Below are 19335 nucleotides of genomic sequence, written 5' to 3' on the forward strand. Positions count from 1 at the left end.
AAAGCGCAACAGACTTTAATTTTGCTTTATTTTTTAGTTTAAATAGCTCAATCATCGCTTTTCTCGCTTTGTTCATCTTTTGGCAAAATTCTCGCAAACTTGCGCGAGTTCGTCAAAAATTTTTCTTATTCGCTCTTGCTCCATCTTAGCCCCTTTTTTTTATAGATTTTAAATAAGTGCTTACAGCTTTGCTATTAACATAGCGCGCTACAATCGCCCAAGCGCGCCCGCGCTCATCTATATAAGCAAAGCGCAAAATACCGTCTCGCAAGCCTAGCTCGCTAAGCTTTTTAAACAATGCTAAATCCATTTTAACCCCTTTCAATATCGTAAAAACTTGGCTTTACGACAAGCTCCATTTCATAGATAAAATCCCCATTATAATTTAAGGCGATGTTCTCGTAAAGCGGCGGGTAAAAGCCATTTTCTCTACAAAATTTTAGCTTTTGTAAGCGTTTTGAATATATCTCGCGCCCGCCGTCTAAATCCGCGTAATCAATTCTAAAAATCCCGGTTAAAAACGGCGCGGTTTTTTCAACGACTATGAAAAATACACTATCAATTTGAATGCCATTTTTTTCTAAAATATCGGCATAAAAGCTAGCTTGTGTGAAGTAGCCAAACGCGCCCATTGCGCGTTTAAAATCCTTTAAAGAGCTAGTCGTCTTAACATCAATTAAGGCATTTGTGCTAGTAGATAAAAAATCAACTTTACACTTACACTTAACCCCATTAAGCTCCGCAAAAAACGGCTTTTCAGCCACACCTGAGCTTAAAAGCTCTCTAACGCGCGGGATTGAGTAAATGCTTTGCTCCATCGCGCAAATTTGCGCGAAAACATCCGCGCTTAAAATCTCTTTGCCCGCGTTTTTTTGGCAAAATTCATCATAATATGCTTTGCCAGCCTTTGTGCGCCTGTCGCAGTTTTCTAGCACTGCGTATTCGCTAGCAAAGCTCTCGCGCTCTAATACTAGCTTATGAAGTGCCGAGCCAAGCGCAAGAGCTTGCGTTTGCTCTTGCTCTAACTCACCTAATTTTTTTAATTCAAGCTTTCGCGGGCTTTCAGCAAATAGCTTTAAATCGCTATTGCTGATTTCTGGGCTCGCGTGGTATTCGCTATTCGTCATTAAGTCCCCCTAAAATGTTGCGTTCGCAAAATTGGGCTAAACTTGCGATTTTTTGAGCATCTCTTGTTGTAGTGTTAATAATCAATCTAATTCTGTCGCAATATATTTCAAAATCTATCGGGTTTCGAGTTGAAGCTCGCTCGATGTAATTAACTACTATACTCAGTTTGTAATTGCCGTCTTCGCAAACATCATAATTAACATCTATTGACAGTGAATAATCTGCATAAGACCCCTCGATACGCACTAGTTTGTGTAATAATTCATCGTTTAATTTTGCGTTTAGCTCGTTTTTTAAATCGATAACATTTGTGCTTACATCATTAAGCGCGTTTAGTGTTTTTTCTATATTCATTTCTTGTCCTTTTTTTGAAATTTGCGCGGGCAATGCTCGCAAGTGTTTAAAATATCTCTTGCTATTTTTAATCTCGCTTGCTAAACTCATTTTTAACGCTCTCCCATAATTTTTTATACCATTTTTTTGATTTTTCTTTTTCAAGTAGAATTTTATACCACTCTACATCAGCCATCAAAAATTCGACTTCTTCCTCTGCTAGCTCATACAAAAGTTTGTATGTAATATCATTTTCGCTAACATTTTTGTCTTGAGCTTTATTTTTTAAATTCTCTCTCATAACTCGCCCTAGGTGATATTTTTTAGCATCTATCGTATTTTTTATTTCAGTTTTTAACTTAGAAAAAATTTTTTCTTTGTTAGTGGCATCTATAAAACTCATTTTTTAACCCCCGCTTTTTCATTGAAATTTGCGCGTGGTTGCCGCGCGTAAATTAAATTTCTCTCTCTTTGAAGTAGCTTGTGCGTTCTACTTTGTTATTATCGTAAGCCCAATCAAAGTTAATAGTGTTATCTATTAACCTGTATTGCGCGCGCTTAAGCATTTTATTTGCGAAATCATCGATATCGCTTAAAGCTTCGTTTAACCATTCATTTTTTTTAAATTCTTGTGAGAATTTAGCTTTTAAAGTAGCAATAAAGTCTTTTACTTGTTTAATTGCCTCGACAACATTTGCTCTATTTTCATTGATTGAAAAATTGCGATAGATATTGCCACAATCATAAAAACAATAATCTAAATTATTCACATATTTAGCAAAATCGCGCCTAAACCTTGTCATCTCATCTTTTAGCTCATTTGAGAGATTTTTATCATAATCATAAACGCATTGCAGGCGGGCATCAAAATAATCATCTACATCTTTTATAAAAGCTGCAAAACTAGTCCAAATCGTTATTGATAGTTGCTTTATAACTGATATCTCATTTTCATATAGCGAACGATTGTATAAGCTAGCGAATTCATCGATTTTATCTTGTGCTTCTTGTGTGAAAAGTTTTTTTCTGCGATTAAATTTGCGGCAACATTTAACAAAAAAAACCTCATCGCTGTCCGCGTTGTTTTTATTTGCTAAGCTATTATTTAAAATAAAGCTCTCGTTATTTAGGATATTTAAAAAGCGCTCTTCATCACACTTGTAAAGCATCTTTAACGAAGATTTTAGCAACTCACTCTCGATTAAATTTTGTTTGAAAAAGTTTGCGTTTTTCATTTGATGTCCTTTTTTGTTTTATTTTGTTTTATTTTGTTTTATTTTGTTTTATTTTGTTTTATTTTGTTTTGAAATTGAATAACTAGTGAAAGTTAAAAGCCTAAAAATTTTACCTATTTTAATAGCTTAGCATTTAGAGTATTTTTAGCTTTTTTAAGTGTTTAACAATGATAATTTAAAAAACTTGGGCTTAAAAGCCCCGCAATTTTTTTGCTTGGTGGAATATTACTAAATATTACTTTAAAAATTACTTAAAGTAATAAAATATATTACAAAAATTTATAAATCAGCTTGATTTAGACTTTGTAAAAATTATAAAAATTTGTTATACTTGATGAAAAAAGGGAAATGATATGGAACACTGGGTAGTTGTTAGCTTTTTTTCGCTAGTTTGCTACATTATTTATAAAACTTACAAAAAGCCTAAAAATTTTACTTATTACGCTATTAAGCTTAGCGAGCTTAACAGCGATGAAATAGTAGTTATCGATTTAGAAACAACGGGCTTAGACGCGTTAAAAGACAAAATCATAGAGATTGCTGCGCTCAAATACAACTTCAAAACCGAGCAAACCACGCAAAAATCGTGGATAATAAACATTAAAAAACGCCTGCCAAAAGAAATTAAGGCTCTTACTAATATTAGCGATGAGATGATTAAATCGGGCGTTGATATTAAAAGCGCGCTACAAGAGCTAAGCGAGTTTATAGATGATAATGTAATAGTCTGCCATAACACCAAATTTGACGCGGGATTTTTGCTATATAATTATCATCGATATTTAAAGCGCAAGTTTAAAAACGCGTTTTTATGCACATTTTTAAGTGCAAAAGAGTTTTTGCCATATCAAAAAAGTTACAGCCTTGCGAACTTAGCGCGCGATTTAAACCTGAGCTTGCCAACGCACCGAGCAAGCGATGACGCGCTTGCCACATTAGAGCTTTTAAAGCTAATTATTCAAATAAGAGATGACGAAATTTTAGACAAAAAGCAAACAAAATATATTAAAACATTTGCGCGCGCTTATCGCGGGTGGATTAGCGTTATTTTGTATTTAATCAAAGCTGATGCGAGAGTAAGCCCGAAAGAAAAAGATTGCGCGCTTGCGCTTTTGCTTTCTTTTGATAGCGAAAAGCTATTAAATAGCGAAATAATCGCAAGCTTTTTAAAAGAGCAAGCACCTGCGCGCACTAGCTTTGAAAAATACGCTAAGCAAATAGCCAAAAACGACAAAGAAAAATTAAAGCAATTTTCACAAGAAATAGCAGATATTAAAAAAGAGTTAAATGCAGTTGAAAAAGAAGCGTATAATTTTATACAAAGCTTATAATAGCGTTATTTAATGCCTTGCGGGTCAAACTGAAATCCGCTGCCGATTTTTACTGAAATTCGCCCAAAAACGCAGGCTAAAATCTCCCATTCATAGCCCGTTGATGATGCCGTAAATGGCGGGTAATTAGGGTTAATGCTAATTAGCTTTATATCGTTGTTTGGCAAAAACTCAACGCGCTTAATATAAATTATATTATCAAGCCTAACTAAATAAATCCCCGCGCGCTTTATATAGTTGCGATTTGCTAGCATTTCAATCATCATATAATCGCCATCGCTAAACTCAGGCTCCATACTATCGCCAAGGCACCTAATTATTTTGGCGTATTTTGGCGAAATACTGCCTAAAAACTCGCTTGGCAGGGCAATTTGCGCCTCTACGCGAAAATCACTATCTAAATAGCCCTCAGTGCCAAAGCCTGCGACCATCTCAAAAACATCAATATTGTGAAAAGGTGCGCTATTTGTCATCACAGAGCTATTATTTAATAAATAATCAACGCTAACCCCAAAAATTTGTGCTAATTCTTGCGCTTTTTCTAAGTTAGGCTTTTTCTTATTGTTTAGCCAGTGGCTAATCGCAGGCTGGGTTAATTTTAACATTTTTGCAAGCTCTATGCTATTGATTTTTTTTGCTTTCATTAATGCTTTTAATTTTTCACCAAAATTCATTTTTTGTCCTTTTTTTTTGTGAATATACTAAAAATTTTATTTTATTACAAATAACTTTAAGTAATTTTTTATAAAAGATTTAGTAATATTTTTTTATGAAAAGTTATAAGCAAAAGTTAATCCAAAAATTAAGCGAATATCACCTCAAGCGAAATAGCATTAATGTTTATCTTTGTAGCTCAGCAGATAAACGCCCGCGCTCAGACATTGTTTGGGAGCTTTATTTAGACAAAAAATGGCGCATACCTAAGTGCGCATGGGGCCGCAACATTCGCGCTTGGCTAGCTAAAAATGGCTGTGAGAAGTCGCAAAGATATTGCGAAAAAAGGGGGATTGATTATCAAAATTTTGATTTTAGTTAAGAGTATTTAGCTATCGCGCCACTTTTTTTAATTTTTCAATTTTGTGATCTCTATTTTGTTAGATTTCTCATATCAGTTTGTCCTTAGTTTAGTTTTGAAAGTGGCGTGATAGGTGAATACTTAAAATTTTATAACAAGCTTTTAGCTTGCGTTTTTTAACATTTTTAAAAGTCTTATAGAGCAAAGCATCACTCTCTTTTACTAGAATTTTGCCCCACAAATTTTCTGTCCTGCTTTATAAGACTTTTAAAAGTGTTAATTCTAGGGGGCAAAAAAATGAATTTACAAGAATTAAAACAGCTTTACAGCGCAAATAACACAGGCATTTATTTACAGCCCACCGCGATTGATTTGTGCGGGGGCAATATAAAAGCCGCGCTCGCTCTTACTCAGCTTTTAAACTGGTTTTTTTACACAAACAGCACCGAAATTTACAAATCAGATCAAGAGCTTTGCGATGAATGCTATTTAAATTATGAAAATTTTAGAAAACAAGTAAAACCAGCATTAAAACAGCTAAATTTTCTAAAAATTGAAATAAAATCTACTCCGCCAGTAACTTATTATTTTTTAGATATAAAAGCCCTTGAAAAAGCCTTAAAATCGTTATCGCGCCAATTAGGTAGAAAATACCAAATTAATATGGCAGAAAATACCAAATTAATATGGCATAAAATACCAAATCAATATGGCATAAAATACCAAATCCTACCTATATGCAAAAATAACAACAAAAATAACAACAAAAAATACGCGCGCGAAAGCGCGCTAGGGGTTAAGCCAAAAAGCGAGCGATTAAATCAAAATTTTTTAAGCGACCAAACAAGCCTTAAAGCTAACTCTACAACAAGCCTTAAAAATAATAGCGATTTAAGCGCGAAAGAGAGCCACCAAGAGCCAAACGCCACTTTAAACGAAACCAACCACCGCCAAAAAGCGAAAATCGATTTACGGGCTTGCTAGGGGCATTAAACGCGCTATCACTGAAAATGAGCAAAACGAGCAACCCGCTGAGGTAATTTCACCCGAGCCCCTAAAAGAAAAGCCAAGCGCAGCTCCACAAACAAGCGCGAATAAAAAGCGATTGCTACAAGCTAGCGACAAACCCGCAAATATTAGCGAGGATTTGTGGAGCGAATATTGCGAGTTTCGCAAAGCGCGCAGGCAATATTATTGCGAAGTTTCAATAAAAGCCCATTGTGAGAAAATCGCAAATTTTGCCGAGCTTGGCGAACAATCGCTTAAAAATTCAATCTCTAACAATTGGGTTGGCGTATTCTTGCCATCTCCGCAAAAACCCCCGCCCCAGCAAAGCACGTCCCCGTTTTTTTCAAATTCGGGGCTATCCGAGCAAACACAGCGCGCGTTTGCTGAGTTTTTAGCAAATGAAACGCCAAAACCGCCCGATAAAAGCGAATATATCGAGTTTTTAGAGCAAGAAAATTAAAATCCAAGGGAGAAAACAATGGAAAAGCAAGAATTCATCGAAATTTTTACGCCGTTTTGCGAATATTTTAACGCAAAACTTAACACTAGCGCGCTAAATATTTATTATCAATCGCTCAAACACTTAGAGCGCAAAAGTTTAGAGCTTGCGCTGTTTAGAGTAATTCAAACTTACGAATACGCAACGCTCCCAAAAGTCGCAACTATTTTAGCTACTTTTAGCGATGATAACGAAGCTAGCGCTGGGAGCGCGTGGGATACGCTAATTTACGCGATTTATGAGTGTGGGGCGTATAAAAGCGTTGATTTCAAAGATGAAGCTATCACTCACGCGGTAGCTCACATCGGGGGCTGGGCGTTTATCAATAACGCGAGCGAGCAAGACTTAAATCAATTTATCCAACCAAAATTTAAAAAGGTTTACTTGCTTTATAAATCCACCCCATCACTGATGGCGCAAAAGATATATTTGCGCGGGCTTAGCGAGATTGAAAACGCAAGAGAAAATCACCCCCGCGATGAGTGCTTTTTGATTGAATGCGCTAATAAAAAGCCCGAGCGGGTAGCAAATCCAGTTACGCAACAAATCGCCGCGTTAAATAATATTTTAAATAAAGCTCTAACAAAGGCGAGCAATGGATAAAATCACGCTATTTGTGCCATTTAAAATTTGCGCTAAATACAGCCTAAATAGCGTTTATGCGGGGCTGAATTATTACGAGAGAATTAAGCGCGCTAATGATATTAAGCGCGCATTTATCTTAGCTTACAAGAACGAAATTTTAAAGAATAAAGAGCTTAGAGAGCTAGCAAACAATGCGCGCAACTCTCAAAATTTTATCTTTAAAAATCCTGTAAAAATCCATTTTTCATATTGCGGAACGCGCCTAGATTTAGACAATCATAGCTTTATTAGAAAGTGTATGATTGATGAAATGCGCGCGCTAAACATCATCAAAGACGACACGAAAAAGTATTTAACGCAAATTAGCGAGAGCTTTTGCGATGATGAAAAAAACTCTGGTGTGGTTATAAAATTAGAGGGTTAAAGCAACGATGGCAACGCTTATAAATAATTATTTTTTAGCGCAAGATATTGAGCGTGAATGGGGACTTCATCGAAATTTTTTTAAAAAGCTATATCAAAACCCCGGTTTAAGATACGCCCAAATCAAATATCTATCTATCGCAAATAGCGTATTTGTCAGCTTTGGCGCGGAGTGGAATGCGCGGATTCTTAGCGATAATCTTTACGCGTTTAAATTATCGCCGGGCGATGACGCGAGCCTTTGCGACTGGGTGTTAGATATTACCGAAAAAACGCGCATTGGCTTTTATCAAGTAGATTTTTAAAAAGGACAAAAATGGCTGTGATTAAAAAATACTGCTTTGAGTGTAAAGCATTCGTTGAAACTCCCCACAACCACCGCGACAAATCCGCTAGCAAAGCTTATGATAAGTTTTTTAGAGATAAAGAATCTAGCGCGTTTTATCACTCAAGCGCGTGGAAAAAAGTAAGAAAATTATTTTTAATCCGCGAGCCTTTTTGTAGGGAGTGCGGACAGCCCGCAAGCGATGTAGATCACATCGTCCCAATTCGCTCGGGCGGAGCTAAGCTTAATTTTAGCAATTTACAATCACTTTGTAAAGCTTGCCATACCCGTAAAACATTGCGTGAGCGCGCTTAGCGGGGCTTTTGCTTAGCTAGGGGCGGTCAAATCTCTATAGGGCAACCCCCCGTCCACCGCGTGGGGAGTATTCATTTTGCGCGCGCCGATTTTTGGGGGCGGTTTTTGTAGCCCCAAATTATGAATTAAAGGGATATTATGAAAAAAAATAACGAATTAATAAGCATTTCACAAGCTTGCGAAATGCTAAACATCAATAAAAAAGGCTTTCACCGCTACAAAGGCAATATGAAAAGCGTGGGTGGCAAGTATTATTTAAGCGATGTTTTAGAGCTAAAAACAATCCGCGAGAATTCGCCAAAAATGAACTCAACAAAAGCTCTAATGATGAAAGACCCGCGCCCGCGAGCAAATCCGCAAAAGCAAGCCCCCGCGCAAATAGCTGGGCGCGCGCCCGCGCAACAAGATTTAAAAAGCGAAATTATCAAAATGCTAAAAGAAACGACATCTAGCGCAGATGTCGATAATCTAATCATCACGCGCTATGTCGCAGAGCTTAAACGCAACGCAAGGCTCAGTGCTGAATGCGAGCAAGCCCCCACCACCACGCTAACAGGCGCAGGTGCTGAAATGCTAAATCCCGTATTTAGCGCGCTAGACCAGAGCGAAAAGCGACTTTTAGCACTTGAAAAAGTGCTCGGCATTGGCGTAAATAACCGCGTTAAACTAAAAATCAACGATGAAAAACTAGACGATGAGATGTCAAGCTTTTTAAGCTCTCTTTAACTCTTGCTAAATTCTTTTTAACGCTTTAAAATTCTAAAAATTTTAAGGTTAAAAAGAATGATAAATTTTTTTAAATCAAAGCAAAAAGCCCCACAAACTCACGCCCACATCGGCATTTTTACGCGCAATGATAGCGAGCTGGGGTTAAGCGAATTTTTACAAAACAAAACAACCCCACTAAGCGCAAATGAAGCAACCAAAATTAGCGCAGTTTATGCGTGTGTTAATTTGCTCTCGCAAACTATCGGCACCTTGCCTTTTGCGCTTTATGAAAAAACGCCAAAGGGCGCGCAAAAAGCCAGCTCCCACGAGCTTAACCGCTTAGTAGAGATTGCGCCAAACGAGAAAATGAACTCTGTTGCATTCTTACAAGCATTAGTTTATAATACGCTCCTTTATGGCAACGGCTTTATAGAGCCAATCCGCGCCCGCTCAGGCAAAATTTTAGAGCTAAAACTAATCAAATCAAAAAATGTTTATATCAACACTGATTTAGAGCGTTACGAAGTTTCAAGCGACAAGGGCAAAACGCGCATTTACAAATACAATGAGCTAGTAAATGTAATGTTTCAGCCTAGCGATAATGGTATTAAGGGCTTAACGCCAATAAGCGCGTGCCAAGCAAGTTTAAAGCTTAGCAATGCCCTAGACGCTAATGCTAACGCGCTGTTTAAAAATGGCGCAATGCCATCGGGAGCGTTAGAATTCCCGCAGCAACTAAGCGATGAGCAATATTTAAAGCTTAGCAACGCGATGAACCGCGATTACAACGGCAACAACGCCCACGCCACGATGATTTTGGATGCGGGCGCGAAATTTCACCCGATCTCAATGAGCAACGCCGAAGCACAATTTTTAGAGCTTAAAAATTTTCAAATCGCTGATATTGCTAGAATTTTTAGAGTGCCGCCGCACCTCATCGGCGATTTATCGCGCGCTACATTCAATAACGCCGAGCAACTAAAAATCACCTTTGCTGATTCTACAATTCGCCCGCTTTGCGAGTGTATAGAAGCGTCATTTAATCATCGCTTGCTAAGCCCGCACGAACAATCAAAATTTTACTTCAAATTTAATCTAAGTGGCATCTTGCGTGGCGATGTAAAAACCCGCTTTGAAGCCTACAATTTGGGGCGCAATATGGGCGTTTATAGCGCAAATGATATACGAAAATTAGAGGATATGAACGAAATTGAGCGGGGCGATATTTACTTACAACCACTAAACATGAAAGATGTTAAAGATGATACTAAATAGATTTGTAGAGCATTTTACGCGCGAAGCGGGCTTAAATCTTTATTTAAACGAAGCCCCAAACAGCGCAAAATTGCCATTTTGTGTGTATTCGGTAATTTCCACAACAGACAACACTTGTCTTAACTCGCGCCAGCAAAGAGCCCCAATCGCGAGAGAGTATTTATTACAAGTTGATATTTACGGGGCTACTTTTGCGCTCACGCAAGAAAAATGCGAGCTTGCGCGAGCTGCGATTTATAACTTTGAAAAGCCAATAATTGAGCTTAATACGCAATATTTAAAAGACGATACGAGCTATCGCGCAATGATTGAGTTTAGATTTATCGAGTAAAAGGATTATTATGGAGAATAAAATTTTAACAAGAACTGCTAGCTTTTTGGCGGGGGGCGAGCAAGCAAACGACAACGCAAACGCCCCGCTAACTTTTTGTATTGTTAGCAAAAATAGCGATGCAGGGCGCATTGATTTTTTCACAGGCGAATACTACATCGAGCGTTTAAGCGTTGCCGGAGCCGATACTAGCGAGCTTACAACGCTATTTAAAGACCACGAGCCAAGCGTTGATAATGCCATCGCTAGAATTGAGAATATTAGAATTGTAGATGATGAATTGCTTTGTGATTGCGTATTTTCAAGCGATAAATCCGCGCAAATTATACGGCAAAAATACATCGAGCGCGTGCTAAGCGATGTTTCAATTGGCTATTTAATAAATGATGAGCGCGTAATATCCCCAGCCAGTAGCGAAACTAGCGAGATTAGAGAAGTAACATCTTTTAAAATTTTAGAGCTTTCGGCTGTGTGGAGAGGCGCGGATTCGGGCGCAAAAAAGCGCGAAATTTTATCGCTAAAATCCGCACAAAATTTAAGTTTGGCAAGAGAACGCGAAATAAAAATAAAAGAAAAAATCGCGGGCTTGCTAAATTCTTTTTGATAGTTTAAAATTTTGACAAATTTTCACAAGGAGTTCTAAATGAGTTTAGAGATTAAACGAGATGAAGCGCAAAAAATCATCAATGAAATGCGCGCTTTAAACGACCGCGCACAAAATGAAAAGCGCGATTTTACAGCTGACGAGCAAGCTAAATACAGCGCACTAGATGCGCGCTTTGATAGCTTACAAGCAGAGATTAAACGCGCTGAAAAGCTTGCTGAGCGCGAAAAATTTATGGATGAAAGCCCAAGCTACGCCGGGGCAAGCCAAGGCGAGCGCGAGGCGATGAGCGAGCGCGAACTTAACAGCGCGTTTTTTAGGATGTTGGCAAAAAGTCCGGGCGAGCAACACCAGCTAGCGCGCGCGCTTAATATTACCACCGATGCAGATGGCGGATTTACCGTGCCTAAAAGCTTTGCTAGCTCAGTAATTGAAAAGCTAAACAAAGAAACACTAATGAGAAAAATTAGCTCAGTAATATCCACAAGCTCAACAACGCAAATTCCCGTAGAAGCCACCCGCCCAAGTTTTGCGTGGCTTGCCGAAGCGACAACATTTACCGAAACATCCGCGCATTTTAGCAAAATCGAGCTAAACGCCCACAAATGTGGTGGTGTAATAAAATTATCAACCGAAATTTTAGAAGATTCATCTATTGATATAGAAAACTACATTAGAAATAAAATGTATGACGCGCTTAGTGATTTAGAAGAGCAAGCATTTTTAAATGGCACCGGCACAAATCAACCAACCGGCGTTTGCTCTGGGCTTACAGCTAGCGTTACAACAGCAACGCAAACGACAATCAAATACGAAGAAGTGCTAGATTTATATTACGCGCTAGCTAAAAGCTACCGCGCAAACGCTTGCTTTATCGTTAGCGACAGCTTTGAAAAGCAATTAAGGTTAATTAAAGATGGCAACGGCTTGTCAATATGGCAACCCGCTTTAAGTGCTGGCGCGCCTAACACGCTTTTAGGTCGCCCAATCTACACAAGTGAGTTTTTGCCAGCAGTGGCAAAAGATGCAATGCCTGCGATATTTGGCGATTTTAGCTATTACCAAATAGCAGATCGCGGCGGGATTAGCTTACAAAGATTAAATGAGCTTTACGCGATTAACGGACAAATCGGGCTTTTAATTCAAAAGCGCGTAGATGCTAAGCTAACACTAGCTGATGCCGTTAAGGCTTTAAAAATGAAAAACGCATAAAAGGAGCTTAAATGTCAAACAATAAAAAAATATCAACCGCGCCCGATTACACCGGGCTAAGCGTGAGAGTAGTTGAGTTAGCTAATAACCCAAATTTCCCAAAAGAATACACGGGCGATGTGGCGGTAGGCTTTTTAGATGATTACCCAACGATTTATGAAGCCACGCGCGAAGTTACTAAATACAAGCCTTTAAATGATAGGGATTTTGCGCAAATGGTTTCGACAGGAGCTATTGAATATAGCGCAGTTTCAGCAACTATTCTTTACGACCCCGCAGGCAATGATGGCGTAAATCAAATGAAGTCAGCATTTGAAAAAAATGCCGAAATTGGTTTAATTATGGAGGCTTATGACAATGGCGAATTAACCGGCACAACTTGGCTACAACGCGTGAAATTATCAAAATTTGCGGTAAAAGGCTCTAAGGGCGGTAAGATGCAAGCAGAAATCGAAGCTGAAATTTTAGGCGAGCCAACCGAAAAATCGAAAAATCAAGCTTGGTTTGATGAATCCACAAGGCGCGTAAATGAGGCGCAATTAGCAGTAGATAAAGCAACCGAGCTAAACACAACAGCGCAAGCAGGACAAGATGAAACCGCCAAGCAACAAACAAAAGATGCGCTAGATAAAGCAAATGTAGTGTTAGAAAAAGCAAAAGAAATTCAAGCAAAAGCGCAAACCGCGCTAAATGCTGAATTAAGTGCTTAATTAATTAATCCCCCGCGCTCGCGGGGCAAATTTTAAAAAGGTAAAATAATGTTAAACAAAAATGATTTTTTAAATCTCCATATGCAAAAAGCCCCTGCGCGAGTATTCATCACATCGCTAAATGACGAAGTAGAGCTAAGAGCTTTAAATATTAGCGAGCTTGAAACATTTATAAAGCTTACAAACGATGAAAAAACTAAGCTAGATGCTATTTTTTATGTGGTGAGCACTTGTTGCGTAAATCCAAGCTTTACAGCTGACGAGCTTAAAATTCTAAACGCAACAGCATTTAAAATAATTGATGAAATTGCGACAAAAATTTTAAATATCTCACAAGAAACATCTGCGATAACTCCCAGATAACGCTTTTCTTTTCAAACTCTGCGCCGAGCTTAAAATCCCCCACCCAAATTACTTAAAAACAATTTTAAGCCCGGGCGAGTTGCGAGAATGGGTAGAATACTACAACATTGAGCCATTTTTTGCTGACAGGTTAGAAGCTCAAATGGCGCAATTAATCGCAATTATCGTAAATTTTATGGGGGGCAAAGCATCTGCGCAAGATTTTAGCATTAGCAAAGCCCCGCAAAAATCAAAAATCCAAAAAAAGCAAGAGTTTGAAAAAGCAATGCGCGCAATGATTAAAAGGGGCAAGAATGAGAAGTGCCAAATTTGAAGTAAAAGGGCTAAAAGAACTAATGAAAAGCTTAGAGCAATACCCGATCGCAGTTAAAAAACAGGCGTTATTGCCCGCGCTAAAAGAAATTACTAAGCGCGTAAGAGATGAAGCCCGCAGGCTCGCCCCACGCAAAACGGGCGAAATGCGACTTCACATCGTAAGCGTAAGCTCGCGCACAAAAACGCGTGATGAAGTTGCGCGCTCAGTGCTAGTAAAAAAAGTGCGCAAAGTCTCGCGCAAAACTTACGCGAAAATGATTGATAAAAAGATAAAAGTGCGTCTTAGAAACGCAAAATACCAAGACGACCCGACAAAAAAAGTAAAGCTAGACGCATTTTATTTTATTTTTGTTGAGCACGGCACTAAGCACGCAAAAGCAAAGCCTTTTATGCGACCCGCAGTTGAGAATGCGCGTCAATACGCACCAAAAATTCTCTCAGATCACATTGAGCTAGTTACAAAAGACTTTAATTCAGGCAAGCTTGCTAATCCTGCGCAGCTAAACATACAAGAAAATGGAGCAGGTTAAGTTAATTTTCAGCGCGGGGCGGGCATAATTCGCAAATATCTTTTAACAAATCAAATATGCTCGATTGCGCTGGCTGTCCGCCCAGTGCAAAATCTTGGCATTGCTTATTCATTTAGCAAATCTTTTACTTGCTGTTCTAAATAGTCAATATCAAGCCCCAAATTCTCTATTTTGTTAGCCCAAAATTCTAAAACACGCAAAAGCTCGCTTTGCTTTGCTTGCTCTAAAAAATAAGCCTTATCCACCGCCGATTGCGTGATGTGGAGCATTATTATATCTGCTAATTTCTTGCGGTAAATGCTATTTTCGCCTAATTCATCGCTGGCTTGGATTGATGTGGCAAAAGTCGCGCGAATTGAATGCATTGTAAAATTTAGCCCATTTTCTTTTATAAACTTGTTTAATGTGTTATCGCTGATTGGCGTATTGTTAATGCTAAAAATGTATTTTCCCCCGCTGATTTTCAATGCTAGCTCGATAATCCTGCGCCCTTGCGGCGATAGTGGGATAAGAGCTTGCGCGGATGTTTTGTTGTTATGGGCGTGGTATTTTATCGCGGTTTTATCGCGCGTTAAATCGCTTGCGCGCAAATGCCTAAGCTCGTTTTGGCGTTGCGGATTAATCATCATAAACGCAAACAAAAGCTTTGCGTTAAGGCTCATTTTGCCACCCATCACGCATTTTATAAGCTCGCTTGTCTTTTGCTCGTCTAGGCGGTTTTTATCGTCTAAAAGCGTTGCGCGCTCTTTGCGGTTTTTGGGCGCGGTTGGCAAAATCTCTTTAAGCTCACTTCGCGCCTGATCTATGAATGCTAAATCATCAATTAATCCGCGAATTTTAGCTTGTTTTAGCAGTGTTTTAAACACTATTAAACACTTCTTAGTTGTTTCGCGCGTTGGTAGCTCGTCAGGGTTTTTAGTAAAGTTATTAATTAAAATTTGCGCGTTAAACTCGCTTAATAATTTATCCCCTAAGGGCTGTAAAATCCATTTTGGCAAGCGTTTTTTTGCATCTTTTCTCTTGCGTAAATCATTCTCGTACTCTCGCGTGCCAACTTCGCCTCTAAGCGCGTAAGCTTGCGTAAAAAGCTCATCATAGCATTGTTTTAGCGTGATTGCAGTGGCGCGTTGCTTTGGCGTTTTTTCTAAGAGATTAAGCGCGTCTTGTGCGTAAAGCTTTGAATAATCTTGCTTAGCTCTCTCTCGCGTGTAAAGCTCTGTAAGCTCGCCTAATTTGTGCCACTGCCCGCTTATACTTTTATAATAAAATTCTTTTTTATTAGTTGGATAAACCCACAAATAAAAGCGTGTCTCACCTAGCCCGTAACGCGTTGCGCGCTTGCCGTCTTTTGCGCTATGGCGGAGTGTTTTGATCTCTCTTGCTGTAATTTGCTTTGCTGTGCGCCCCATTATTTCGTCCTTTTTTTAAAAAATTAGGCACTACGATTAGGCATTTTAAGCAGTAGTGCCTAATCTAGTGCTTAAAAAGATTGATGAATAATTATAAATTATGTTTAATAAAGAGAAGTTTAAAAAGCCTAAAAGCGCGTTTTTTCAATTGTTTGTGATAATCTTTGAGAAAAGAGCGGGGGGCAATAAAAAGCGTCAGTGGTGGATCGGCCAGGACTCGAACCTGGGACCATCCGGTTATGAGCCGGATGCTCTAACCAACTGAGCTACCGATCCAAAATTAAATAAAAAGCGCAATTTTATTATAAATACATAAAATTTAGCTTAAAATTTATTGATTTTATTTAACATTAAAATAAAATTTATAACACAAAAAGCAAAAATATAGTCCCTAAAATAATGCGATACACGCCAAAACTAATATAAGAAAAACGCGATACAAATCTTAAAAATAAGCGCAAAACCAAAAGAGCCACCACAAAAGCCACCGCCCCACCAAGTAAAAACAATAAAATATTTTGGCTATTTTCTATGAAAATTTCGCGGTTTTTGTAGCTATCATAGAGTGTGGCCACAAGCATTGTAGGCACAGCTAGCAAAAAGCTAAAAGCAGCTGCTGCTTGCCTTGATAATCCGCACAATAAGCCAGCGATGATAGTAGCGCCACTGCGTGATGTCCCAGGTATCATAGCAAAACACTGCGCCAGGCCGATGATAAAGGCGTGTTTATATGAAATTTGCGAAATTTCATCTTGCGTATTTGCTTGGGTGCTAATTGTGCTGATTTGTTTAAAATTTATTTTATTTTTGCGAAGTTTATACCATTCTACAATTATAAAAATCACGCCACCAACAATCAAGGCATAAGCTACTGTATTAGGCGAAAAAAGCTCTTTAATATATTTATAAAGCATTAAACCAATCAATCCAGTAGGCACAAAACCAATAATAAGCTTAATTATTAGATTAAAATCGCGCCCTAAACGCTTAAAAAACATCACAATAACAGCCAAAATGCTACCAAGCTGAATTACAACCTCAAAGCATTTTAGCGTCTTATCTTGCTCTAAGCCTAAAAGCTTTGCGCCCAAAATCATATGCCCTGTGGAGCTAATGGGCAAAAACTCACTCAATCCTTCAATAAATCCTAAAATCACAACCGAAAAAATATCCATCTTTTACCTTAAAATTTTAATTAAAATAATCCTTAAAATTTCGCTTTTAATGCTTTTATATTTTCTTTTATACTAAATGGCTCATAGCAGGCTCTAACCACGGCTATTAAATCAACGCCGGTATTTTGTAGCATTGCGATATTACTAGCATTTATGCCGCCTATGGCGCATACTGGAATGCTAAGGCGCTGTTTTGCTGCTTTTATTACGCTAAGATCGCATTTAGTGGCATTTGGCTTTGTGCTACTAGTAAAAAGTGCGCCAAAGGCAGCGTAACTAGCACCATAATTTTCAGCCTCAATAGCTAAATCTAAGCTATCATAGCAGCTTACACCAACTATGGCGTTTTTGCCTAAAATTTGGCGTGCTTGCGTTAGCGAGCCATCATTTTTGCCGATATGAACGCCATTTGCGCCTACTTGCTTGGCTAAAATCGCATCATCATTAATGATGATTGTTGCGCCACGAGATCTTGCGTATTTACAAATATTTTTTAAAAGCTGGGTATCATGCGGGATAATTTTGCTTCTATATTGAATTAAATCCACGCCAGCATTTATAAGCTGGCTAATGCTATCAAATAATTTATTTCTTGGTGTAAAAACATCATCACTCAAAGCATAAATTTTCATCTTATCCCCAAAAAAGCGCGCATTATAGCAAAAAGCATTAAAATTAATACTAAAATTTCTAATATATAAAATTTTGTGCTATAATCCGCACTTTTTTAGCATTGCTTACAATTTTAAAGTGCCGTAATTGCTTGTATTGGCATATTTTAAGGATATTTAGATGATTAAAACAGGTGAGTTAAAACAAGCCATTCAAAAATCAAAACGATGTATTATTTATGCGGGAGTTTTTAGTTTTTTTGTGAATTTATTAATGCTAACTCCGCCACTTTATATGCTTCAACTTTATGATAGAGTAGTTAGTAGTCGTTCTGAAAGCACTTTATTTTTCTTAACCTTAATAGTAATGATTTTATTTGCTGTGATGGGCATTTTTGAGGTGTTAAGATCAAGAATTTTAATTATTTTTGCCAACCAGCTTGATATGAATTTAAGCGATAGAATCTACGATGCTATCTTTAAACTCTCATCGCGTTATCCAGGGCGTGTTAGCTCTCAGGCTATGAGCGATTTAAACTCCATCAAGCAATACATGAGCACAAATGGAGTTTTTGCTTTTTTAGATGCTCCGTGGTTGCCTATTTATGTAATAATTTTATTTTTATTTCATCCTTGGTATGGCTGGTTTGCGATTTTTTCTTCTATTGCGCTTTTTGGCGTGGCTTTATTAAATGAAAAAGCCACAAAAGATGGGCTTAAAAAATCAAACGATACTTATAAATCAGCCATTCGCCTAATAGATACAAACCTAAGAAATAGCGAAGTAATAAATGCTATGGGTATGAATGAAGCCCTTAAAAAGCATTGGCGCAAACGCCACGATGTTTTCTTAGAATCTCACAGCCAAGCTAGCGCACAAGCTGGCGTTTATGCAAATATTTCTAAAAGCACGCGCGTTGCTTCACAATCGCTAATGCTAGGGCTTGGCGCTTATTTGGTGCTAACTATGGAAATAACCCCTGGTATGATGATAGCGGGTTCGATTTTGCTTGGGCGCGCTCTTGCTCCGCTTGATATCTTAATAGCTAGCTGGAAACAATACAAAAGCACAAAAGATAGCTATGAAAGATTAGATAAATTTTTAAACGATTTCCCAGTAGAGCGCGATAAATTAACCCTGCCTGACCCACAAGGTAGCATTGCGTGCGAGAGCATTTCTCTTGTTCCACCAAACGCAAAAAGACCAAGCCTAATGGGCATAAATTTAAGCTTAAATGCTGGTGATATGTGCGCGATAATTGGCCCAAGCGCTGCTGGTAAAAGTTCGCTAGCTAGGGCGATTTTAGGCATTTGGCCATTAGCTCATGGCGTGGTGCGAATAGATGGAGCTGATATAAATCAATATTATAGCGATGCGCTAGGACAGCATGTGGGATATTTGCCACAAGATGTGGAGCTTTTTGAGGGCACTGTGGCTGAAAATATAGCGCGTTTTGGCGAGATAGATAGCAAGGCAGTAGTAGAAGCTGCAAAAGCAGCAAATGTCCATGATATGATACTTCGCTTGCCTGATGGCTATGATACGCGATTAGGCATTGGCGGGACTAGTCTTTCAGGCGGACAACGCCAGCGCGTAGCTCTTGCAAGAGCTCTTTATAAAAATCCTAAAATCATCGTGCTTGATGAACCAAATGCAAGCTTAGATGAAGAAGGCGAGCGCGCATTGCATAATTCTTTAATGGCTCTAAAAGGCAAGGCTACAATTTTAATGATTACTCACAAATTAAATGTGCTTCAAAGCGTAGATAAGATCGCTGTGTTAAATAACGGGCAATTAGTTTATTTTGGCGAGCGCGATAGTATCTTAGCTAAGCTTGGAGCAGTAAAACCAGCCCAAGTAGCAGATCAAACACAAACACAAAAAGGGTAATTGC

General features: G+C 38.4%; 27 protein-coding genes and 1 tRNA gene. 18 read left to right on the forward strand and 10 right to left on the reverse strand.

Annotation, left to right across the window (positions count from 1 at the left end; all coding sequences use genetic code 11):
• Nucleotides 1-145 precede the first annotated feature (145 nt).
• From CINF_RS06380 to CINF_RS06400, 5 genes are read right to left on the reverse strand one after another with little or no spacing between them, the layout of a single operon-like run.
• Nucleotides 146-310, reverse strand: coding sequence for a hypothetical protein (locus tag CINF_RS06380; RefSeq protein WP_179974930.1), 165 nt, complete (start codon nucleotides 308-310; stop codon nucleotides 146-148).
• Nucleotide 311: 1 nt separating this feature from the next.
• Nucleotides 312-1127: a PD-(D/E)XK nuclease-like domain-containing protein gene (locus tag CINF_RS06385; RefSeq protein WP_179974931.1), complete on the reverse strand. Its 816-nt coding sequence runs from the start codon at nucleotides 1125-1127 to the stop codon at nucleotides 312-314.
• Nucleotides 1117-1572 carry a hypothetical protein gene (locus CINF_RS06390; RefSeq protein ID WP_179974932.1) on the reverse strand — a complete coding sequence of 152 codons (456 nt, stop codon included), beginning with the start codon at nucleotides 1570-1572 and terminating at the stop codon, nucleotides 1117-1119. Before CINF_RS06390 ends, CINF_RS06385 begins: the two co-directional genes overlap by 11 nt.
• Nucleotides 1550-1864 carry a hypothetical protein gene (locus tag CINF_RS06395; RefSeq protein ID WP_179974933.1) on the reverse strand — a complete coding sequence of 105 codons (315 nt, stop codon included), beginning with the start codon at nucleotides 1862-1864 and terminating at the stop codon, nucleotides 1550-1552. Before CINF_RS06395 ends, CINF_RS06390 begins: the two co-directional genes overlap by 23 nt.
• Nucleotides 1865-1916: 52 nt before the next feature.
• Nucleotides 1917-2696 carry a hypothetical protein gene (locus tag CINF_RS06400; RefSeq protein ID WP_179974934.1) on the reverse strand — a complete coding sequence of 260 codons (780 nt, stop codon included), beginning with the start codon at nucleotides 2694-2696 and terminating at the stop codon, nucleotides 1917-1919.
• Nucleotides 2697-3049: 353 nt separating this feature from the next.
• Here CINF_RS06400 and CINF_RS06405 point away from each other — a divergent pair, with 353 nt between their 5' ends.
• A complete protein-coding gene (locus CINF_RS06405; protein WP_179974935.1) occupies nucleotides 3050-4027 on the forward strand; it encodes a 3'-5' exonuclease in 978 nt (325 codons plus the stop codon).
• A gap of 5 nt (nucleotides 4028-4032) precedes the next feature.
• Here CINF_RS06405 and CINF_RS06410 read toward each other — a convergent pair whose 3' ends face one another.
• Complete coding sequence (locus CINF_RS06410) at nucleotides 4033-4701, reverse strand: LexA family transcriptional regulator (RefSeq protein WP_179974936.1); 669 nt, start codon at nucleotides 4699-4701, stop codon at nucleotides 4033-4035.
• 95 nt (nucleotides 4702-4796) lie between these two features.
• On the opposite strand from CINF_RS06410, the gene CINF_RS06415 reads away from it, so the two are divergent.
• From CINF_RS06415 to CINF_RS06490, 16 genes are all read left to right on the forward strand, one after another.
• Complete coding sequence (locus tag CINF_RS06415; RefSeq protein ID WP_179974937.1) at nucleotides 4797-5063, forward strand: hypothetical protein; 267 nt, start codon at nucleotides 4797-4799, stop codon at nucleotides 5061-5063.
• A 276-nt stretch (nucleotides 5064-5339) separates the two neighbouring features.
• Nucleotides 5340-6026: a hypothetical protein gene (locus CINF_RS06420; RefSeq protein WP_179974938.1), complete on the forward strand. Its 687-nt coding sequence runs from the start codon at nucleotides 5340-5342 to the stop codon at nucleotides 6024-6026.
• A 121-nt stretch (nucleotides 6027-6147) separates the two neighbouring features.
• Nucleotides 6148-6510: a hypothetical protein gene (locus CINF_RS06425; protein ID WP_179974939.1), complete on the forward strand. Its 363-nt coding sequence runs from the start codon at nucleotides 6148-6150 to the stop codon at nucleotides 6508-6510.
• 18 nt (nucleotides 6511-6528) lie between these two features.
• Complete coding sequence (locus CINF_RS06430) at nucleotides 6529-7152, forward strand: DUF6475 domain-containing protein (protein WP_179974940.1); 624 nt, start codon at nucleotides 6529-6531, stop codon at nucleotides 7150-7152.
• Nucleotides 7145-7558 carry a hypothetical protein gene (locus tag CINF_RS06435; protein ID WP_179974941.1) on the forward strand — a complete coding sequence of 138 codons (414 nt, stop codon included), beginning with the start codon at nucleotides 7145-7147 and terminating at the stop codon, nucleotides 7556-7558. The genes CINF_RS06430 and CINF_RS06435 overlap by 8 nt, the downstream gene beginning before the upstream one ends.
• Before the next feature lie 7 nt (nucleotides 7559-7565).
• On the forward strand, nucleotides 7566-7862 hold the full coding sequence (locus CINF_RS06440; RefSeq protein ID WP_179974942.1) for a hypothetical protein: 297 nt from the start codon (nucleotides 7566-7568) through the stop codon (nucleotides 7860-7862).
• Between the two features lie 11 nt (nucleotides 7863-7873).
• Nucleotides 7874-8197, forward strand: a complete 324-nt coding sequence (locus tag CINF_RS06445; RefSeq protein ID WP_179974943.1) for an HNH endonuclease — start codon at nucleotides 7874-7876, stop codon at nucleotides 8195-8197.
• Between the two features lie 138 nt (nucleotides 8198-8335).
• The gene (locus tag CINF_RS06450) at nucleotides 8336-8923 is read left to right on the forward strand and encodes a P27 family phage terminase small subunit (RefSeq protein ID WP_179974944.1); all 588 of its coding nucleotides are present in this window, start codon (nucleotides 8336-8338) and stop codon (nucleotides 8921-8923) included.
• A 57-nt stretch (nucleotides 8924-8980) separates the two neighbouring features.
• Nucleotides 8981-10180 carry a phage portal protein gene (locus tag CINF_RS06455; RefSeq protein ID WP_179974945.1) on the forward strand — a complete coding sequence of 400 codons (1200 nt, stop codon included), beginning with the start codon at nucleotides 8981-8983 and terminating at the stop codon, nucleotides 10178-10180.
• Nucleotides 10167-10511: a hypothetical protein gene (locus CINF_RS06460; RefSeq protein WP_179974946.1), complete on the forward strand. Its 345-nt coding sequence runs from the start codon at nucleotides 10167-10169 to the stop codon at nucleotides 10509-10511. The genes CINF_RS06455 and CINF_RS06460 overlap by 14 nt, the downstream gene beginning before the upstream one ends.
• A gap of 10 nt (nucleotides 10512-10521) precedes the next feature.
• Nucleotides 10522-11115 (forward strand): peptidase, encoded by a 594-nt coding sequence (locus CINF_RS06465; RefSeq protein WP_179974947.1) that lies wholly within the window; start codon nucleotides 10522-10524, stop codon nucleotides 11113-11115.
• Between the two features lie 39 nt (nucleotides 11116-11154).
• Nucleotides 11155-12327 (forward strand): phage major capsid protein, encoded by a 1173-nt coding sequence (locus tag CINF_RS06470; RefSeq protein WP_179974948.1) that lies wholly within the window; start codon nucleotides 11155-11157, stop codon nucleotides 12325-12327.
• An 11-nt stretch (nucleotides 12328-12338) separates the two neighbouring features.
• Nucleotides 12339-13037: a hypothetical protein gene (locus tag CINF_RS06475; protein WP_179974949.1), complete on the forward strand. Its 699-nt coding sequence runs from the start codon at nucleotides 12339-12341 to the stop codon at nucleotides 13035-13037.
• A 48-nt stretch (nucleotides 13038-13085) separates the two neighbouring features.
• A complete protein-coding gene (locus CINF_RS06480) occupies nucleotides 13086-13400 on the forward strand; it encodes a hypothetical protein (RefSeq protein ID WP_179974950.1) in 315 nt (104 codons plus the stop codon).
• Nucleotides 13401-13479: 79 nt separating this feature from the next.
• The gene (locus tag CINF_RS06485; RefSeq protein WP_179974951.1) at nucleotides 13480-13713 is read left to right on the forward strand and encodes a phage tail assembly protein T; all 234 of its coding nucleotides are present in this window, start codon (nucleotides 13480-13482) and stop codon (nucleotides 13711-13713) included.
• Nucleotides 13694-14245 carry an HK97-gp10 family putative phage morphogenesis protein gene (locus CINF_RS06490; RefSeq protein ID WP_179974952.1) on the forward strand — a complete coding sequence of 184 codons (552 nt, stop codon included), beginning with the start codon at nucleotides 13694-13696 and terminating at the stop codon, nucleotides 14243-14245. The genes CINF_RS06485 and CINF_RS06490 overlap by 20 nt, the downstream gene beginning before the upstream one ends.
• Before the next feature lie 104 nt (nucleotides 14246-14349).
• Here CINF_RS06490 and CINF_RS06495 read toward each other — a convergent pair whose 3' ends face one another.
• The 4 genes from CINF_RS06495 to thiE form a co-directional block, all read right to left on the reverse strand.
• Nucleotides 14350-15654, reverse strand: coding sequence for a tyrosine-type recombinase/integrase (locus CINF_RS06495; protein ID WP_179974953.1), 1305 nt, complete (start codon nucleotides 15652-15654; stop codon nucleotides 14350-14352).
• A 199-nt stretch (nucleotides 15655-15853) separates the two neighbouring features.
• A tRNA-Ile gene (locus CINF_RS06500) sits at nucleotides 15854-15930 on the reverse strand.
• 86 nt (nucleotides 15931-16016) lie between these two features.
• Nucleotides 16017-16829 (reverse strand): undecaprenyl-diphosphate phosphatase, encoded by an 813-nt coding sequence (locus CINF_RS06505; RefSeq protein WP_178697034.1) that lies wholly within the window; start codon nucleotides 16827-16829, stop codon nucleotides 16017-16019.
• 32 nt (nucleotides 16830-16861) lie between these two features.
• Nucleotides 16862-17461, reverse strand: a complete 600-nt coding sequence (gene thiE, locus CINF_RS06510; RefSeq protein ID WP_179974954.1) for a thiamine phosphate synthase — start codon at nucleotides 17459-17461, stop codon at nucleotides 16862-16864.
• Nucleotides 17462-17621: 160 nt separating this feature from the next.
• On the opposite strand from thiE, the gene CINF_RS06515 reads away from it, so the two are divergent.
• Nucleotides 17622-19331, forward strand: coding sequence for a type I secretion system permease/ATPase (locus tag CINF_RS06515; protein ID WP_179974955.1), 1710 nt, complete (start codon nucleotides 17622-17624; stop codon nucleotides 19329-19331).
• Nucleotides 19332-19335 lie beyond the last annotated feature (4 nt).

The sequence above is a fragment of the Candidatus Campylobacter infans genome (assembly GCF_013416015.1).
Taxonomy (GTDB): Bacteria; Campylobacterota; Campylobacteria; order Campylobacterales; family Campylobacteraceae; genus Campylobacter; species Campylobacter infans.

Excerpts from the sequence above, each read along its gene's own strand:
- CINF_RS06380 (WP_179974930.1), bottom strand. The coding sequence starts at position 310 with ATGGATTTAGCATTGTTTAAAAAGCTTAGCGAGCTAGGCTTGCGAGAC.
- CINF_RS06385 (WP_179974931.1), bottom strand. The coding sequence starts at position 1,127 with ATGACGAATAGCGAATACCACGCGAGCCCAGAAATCAGCAATAGCGAT.
- CINF_RS06390 (WP_179974932.1), bottom strand. The coding sequence starts at position 1,572 with ATGAGTTTAGCAAGCGAGATTAAAAATAGCAAGAGATATTTTAAACAC.
- CINF_RS06395 (WP_179974933.1), bottom strand. The coding sequence starts at position 1,864 with ATGAGTTTTATAGATGCCACTAACAAAGAAAAAATTTTTTCTAAGTTA.
- CINF_RS06400 (WP_179974934.1), bottom strand. The coding sequence starts at position 2,696 with ATGAAAAACGCAAACTTTTTCAAACAAAATTTAATCGAGAGTGAGTTG.
- CINF_RS06405 (WP_179974935.1), top strand. The coding sequence starts at position 3,050 with ATGGAACACTGGGTAGTTGTTAGCTTTTTTTCGCTAGTTTGCTACATT.
- CINF_RS06410 (WP_179974936.1), bottom strand. The coding sequence starts at position 4,701 with ATGAATTTTGGTGAAAAATTAAAAGCATTAATGAAAGCAAAAAAAATC.
- CINF_RS06415 (WP_179974937.1), top strand. The coding sequence starts at position 4,797 with ATGAAAAGTTATAAGCAAAAGTTAATCCAAAAATTAAGCGAATATCAC.
- CINF_RS06420 (WP_179974938.1), top strand. The coding sequence starts at position 5,340 with ATGAATTTACAAGAATTAAAACAGCTTTACAGCGCAAATAACACAGGC.
- CINF_RS06430 (WP_179974940.1), top strand. The coding sequence starts at position 6,529 with ATGGAAAAGCAAGAATTCATCGAAATTTTTACGCCGTTTTGCGAATAT.
- CINF_RS06435 (WP_179974941.1), top strand. The coding sequence starts at position 7,145 with ATGGATAAAATCACGCTATTTGTGCCATTTAAAATTTGCGCTAAATAC.
- CINF_RS06440 (WP_179974942.1), top strand. The coding sequence starts at position 7,566 with ATGGCAACGCTTATAAATAATTATTTTTTAGCGCAAGATATTGAGCGT.
- CINF_RS06445 (WP_179974943.1), top strand. The coding sequence starts at position 7,874 with ATGGCTGTGATTAAAAAATACTGCTTTGAGTGTAAAGCATTCGTTGAA.
- CINF_RS06450 (WP_179974944.1), top strand. The coding sequence starts at position 8,336 with ATGAAAAAAAATAACGAATTAATAAGCATTTCACAAGCTTGCGAAATG.
- CINF_RS06455 (WP_179974945.1), top strand. The coding sequence starts at position 8,981 with ATGATAAATTTTTTTAAATCAAAGCAAAAAGCCCCACAAACTCACGCC.
- CINF_RS06460 (WP_179974946.1), top strand. The coding sequence starts at position 10,167 with ATGATACTAAATAGATTTGTAGAGCATTTTACGCGCGAAGCGGGCTTA.
- CINF_RS06465 (WP_179974947.1), top strand. The coding sequence starts at position 10,522 with ATGGAGAATAAAATTTTAACAAGAACTGCTAGCTTTTTGGCGGGGGGC.
- CINF_RS06470 (WP_179974948.1), top strand. The coding sequence starts at position 11,155 with ATGAGTTTAGAGATTAAACGAGATGAAGCGCAAAAAATCATCAATGAA.
- CINF_RS06475 (WP_179974949.1), top strand. The coding sequence starts at position 12,339 with ATGTCAAACAATAAAAAAATATCAACCGCGCCCGATTACACCGGGCTA.
- CINF_RS06480 (WP_179974950.1), top strand. The coding sequence starts at position 13,086 with ATGTTAAACAAAAATGATTTTTTAAATCTCCATATGCAAAAAGCCCCT.
- CINF_RS06490 (WP_179974952.1), top strand. The coding sequence starts at position 13,694 with ATGAGAAGTGCCAAATTTGAAGTAAAAGGGCTAAAAGAACTAATGAAA.
- CINF_RS06495 (WP_179974953.1), bottom strand. The coding sequence starts at position 15,654 with ATGGGGCGCACAGCAAAGCAAATTACAGCAAGAGAGATCAAAACACTC.
- CINF_RS06505 (WP_178697034.1), bottom strand. The coding sequence starts at position 16,829 with ATGGATATTTTTTCGGTTGTGATTTTAGGATTTATTGAAGGATTGAGT.
- thiE (WP_179974954.1), bottom strand. The coding sequence starts at position 17,461 with ATGAAAATTTATGCTTTGAGTGATGATGTTTTTACACCAAGAAATAAA.
- CINF_RS06515 (WP_179974955.1), top strand. The coding sequence starts at position 17,622 with ATGATTAAAACAGGTGAGTTAAAACAAGCCATTCAAAAATCAAAACGA.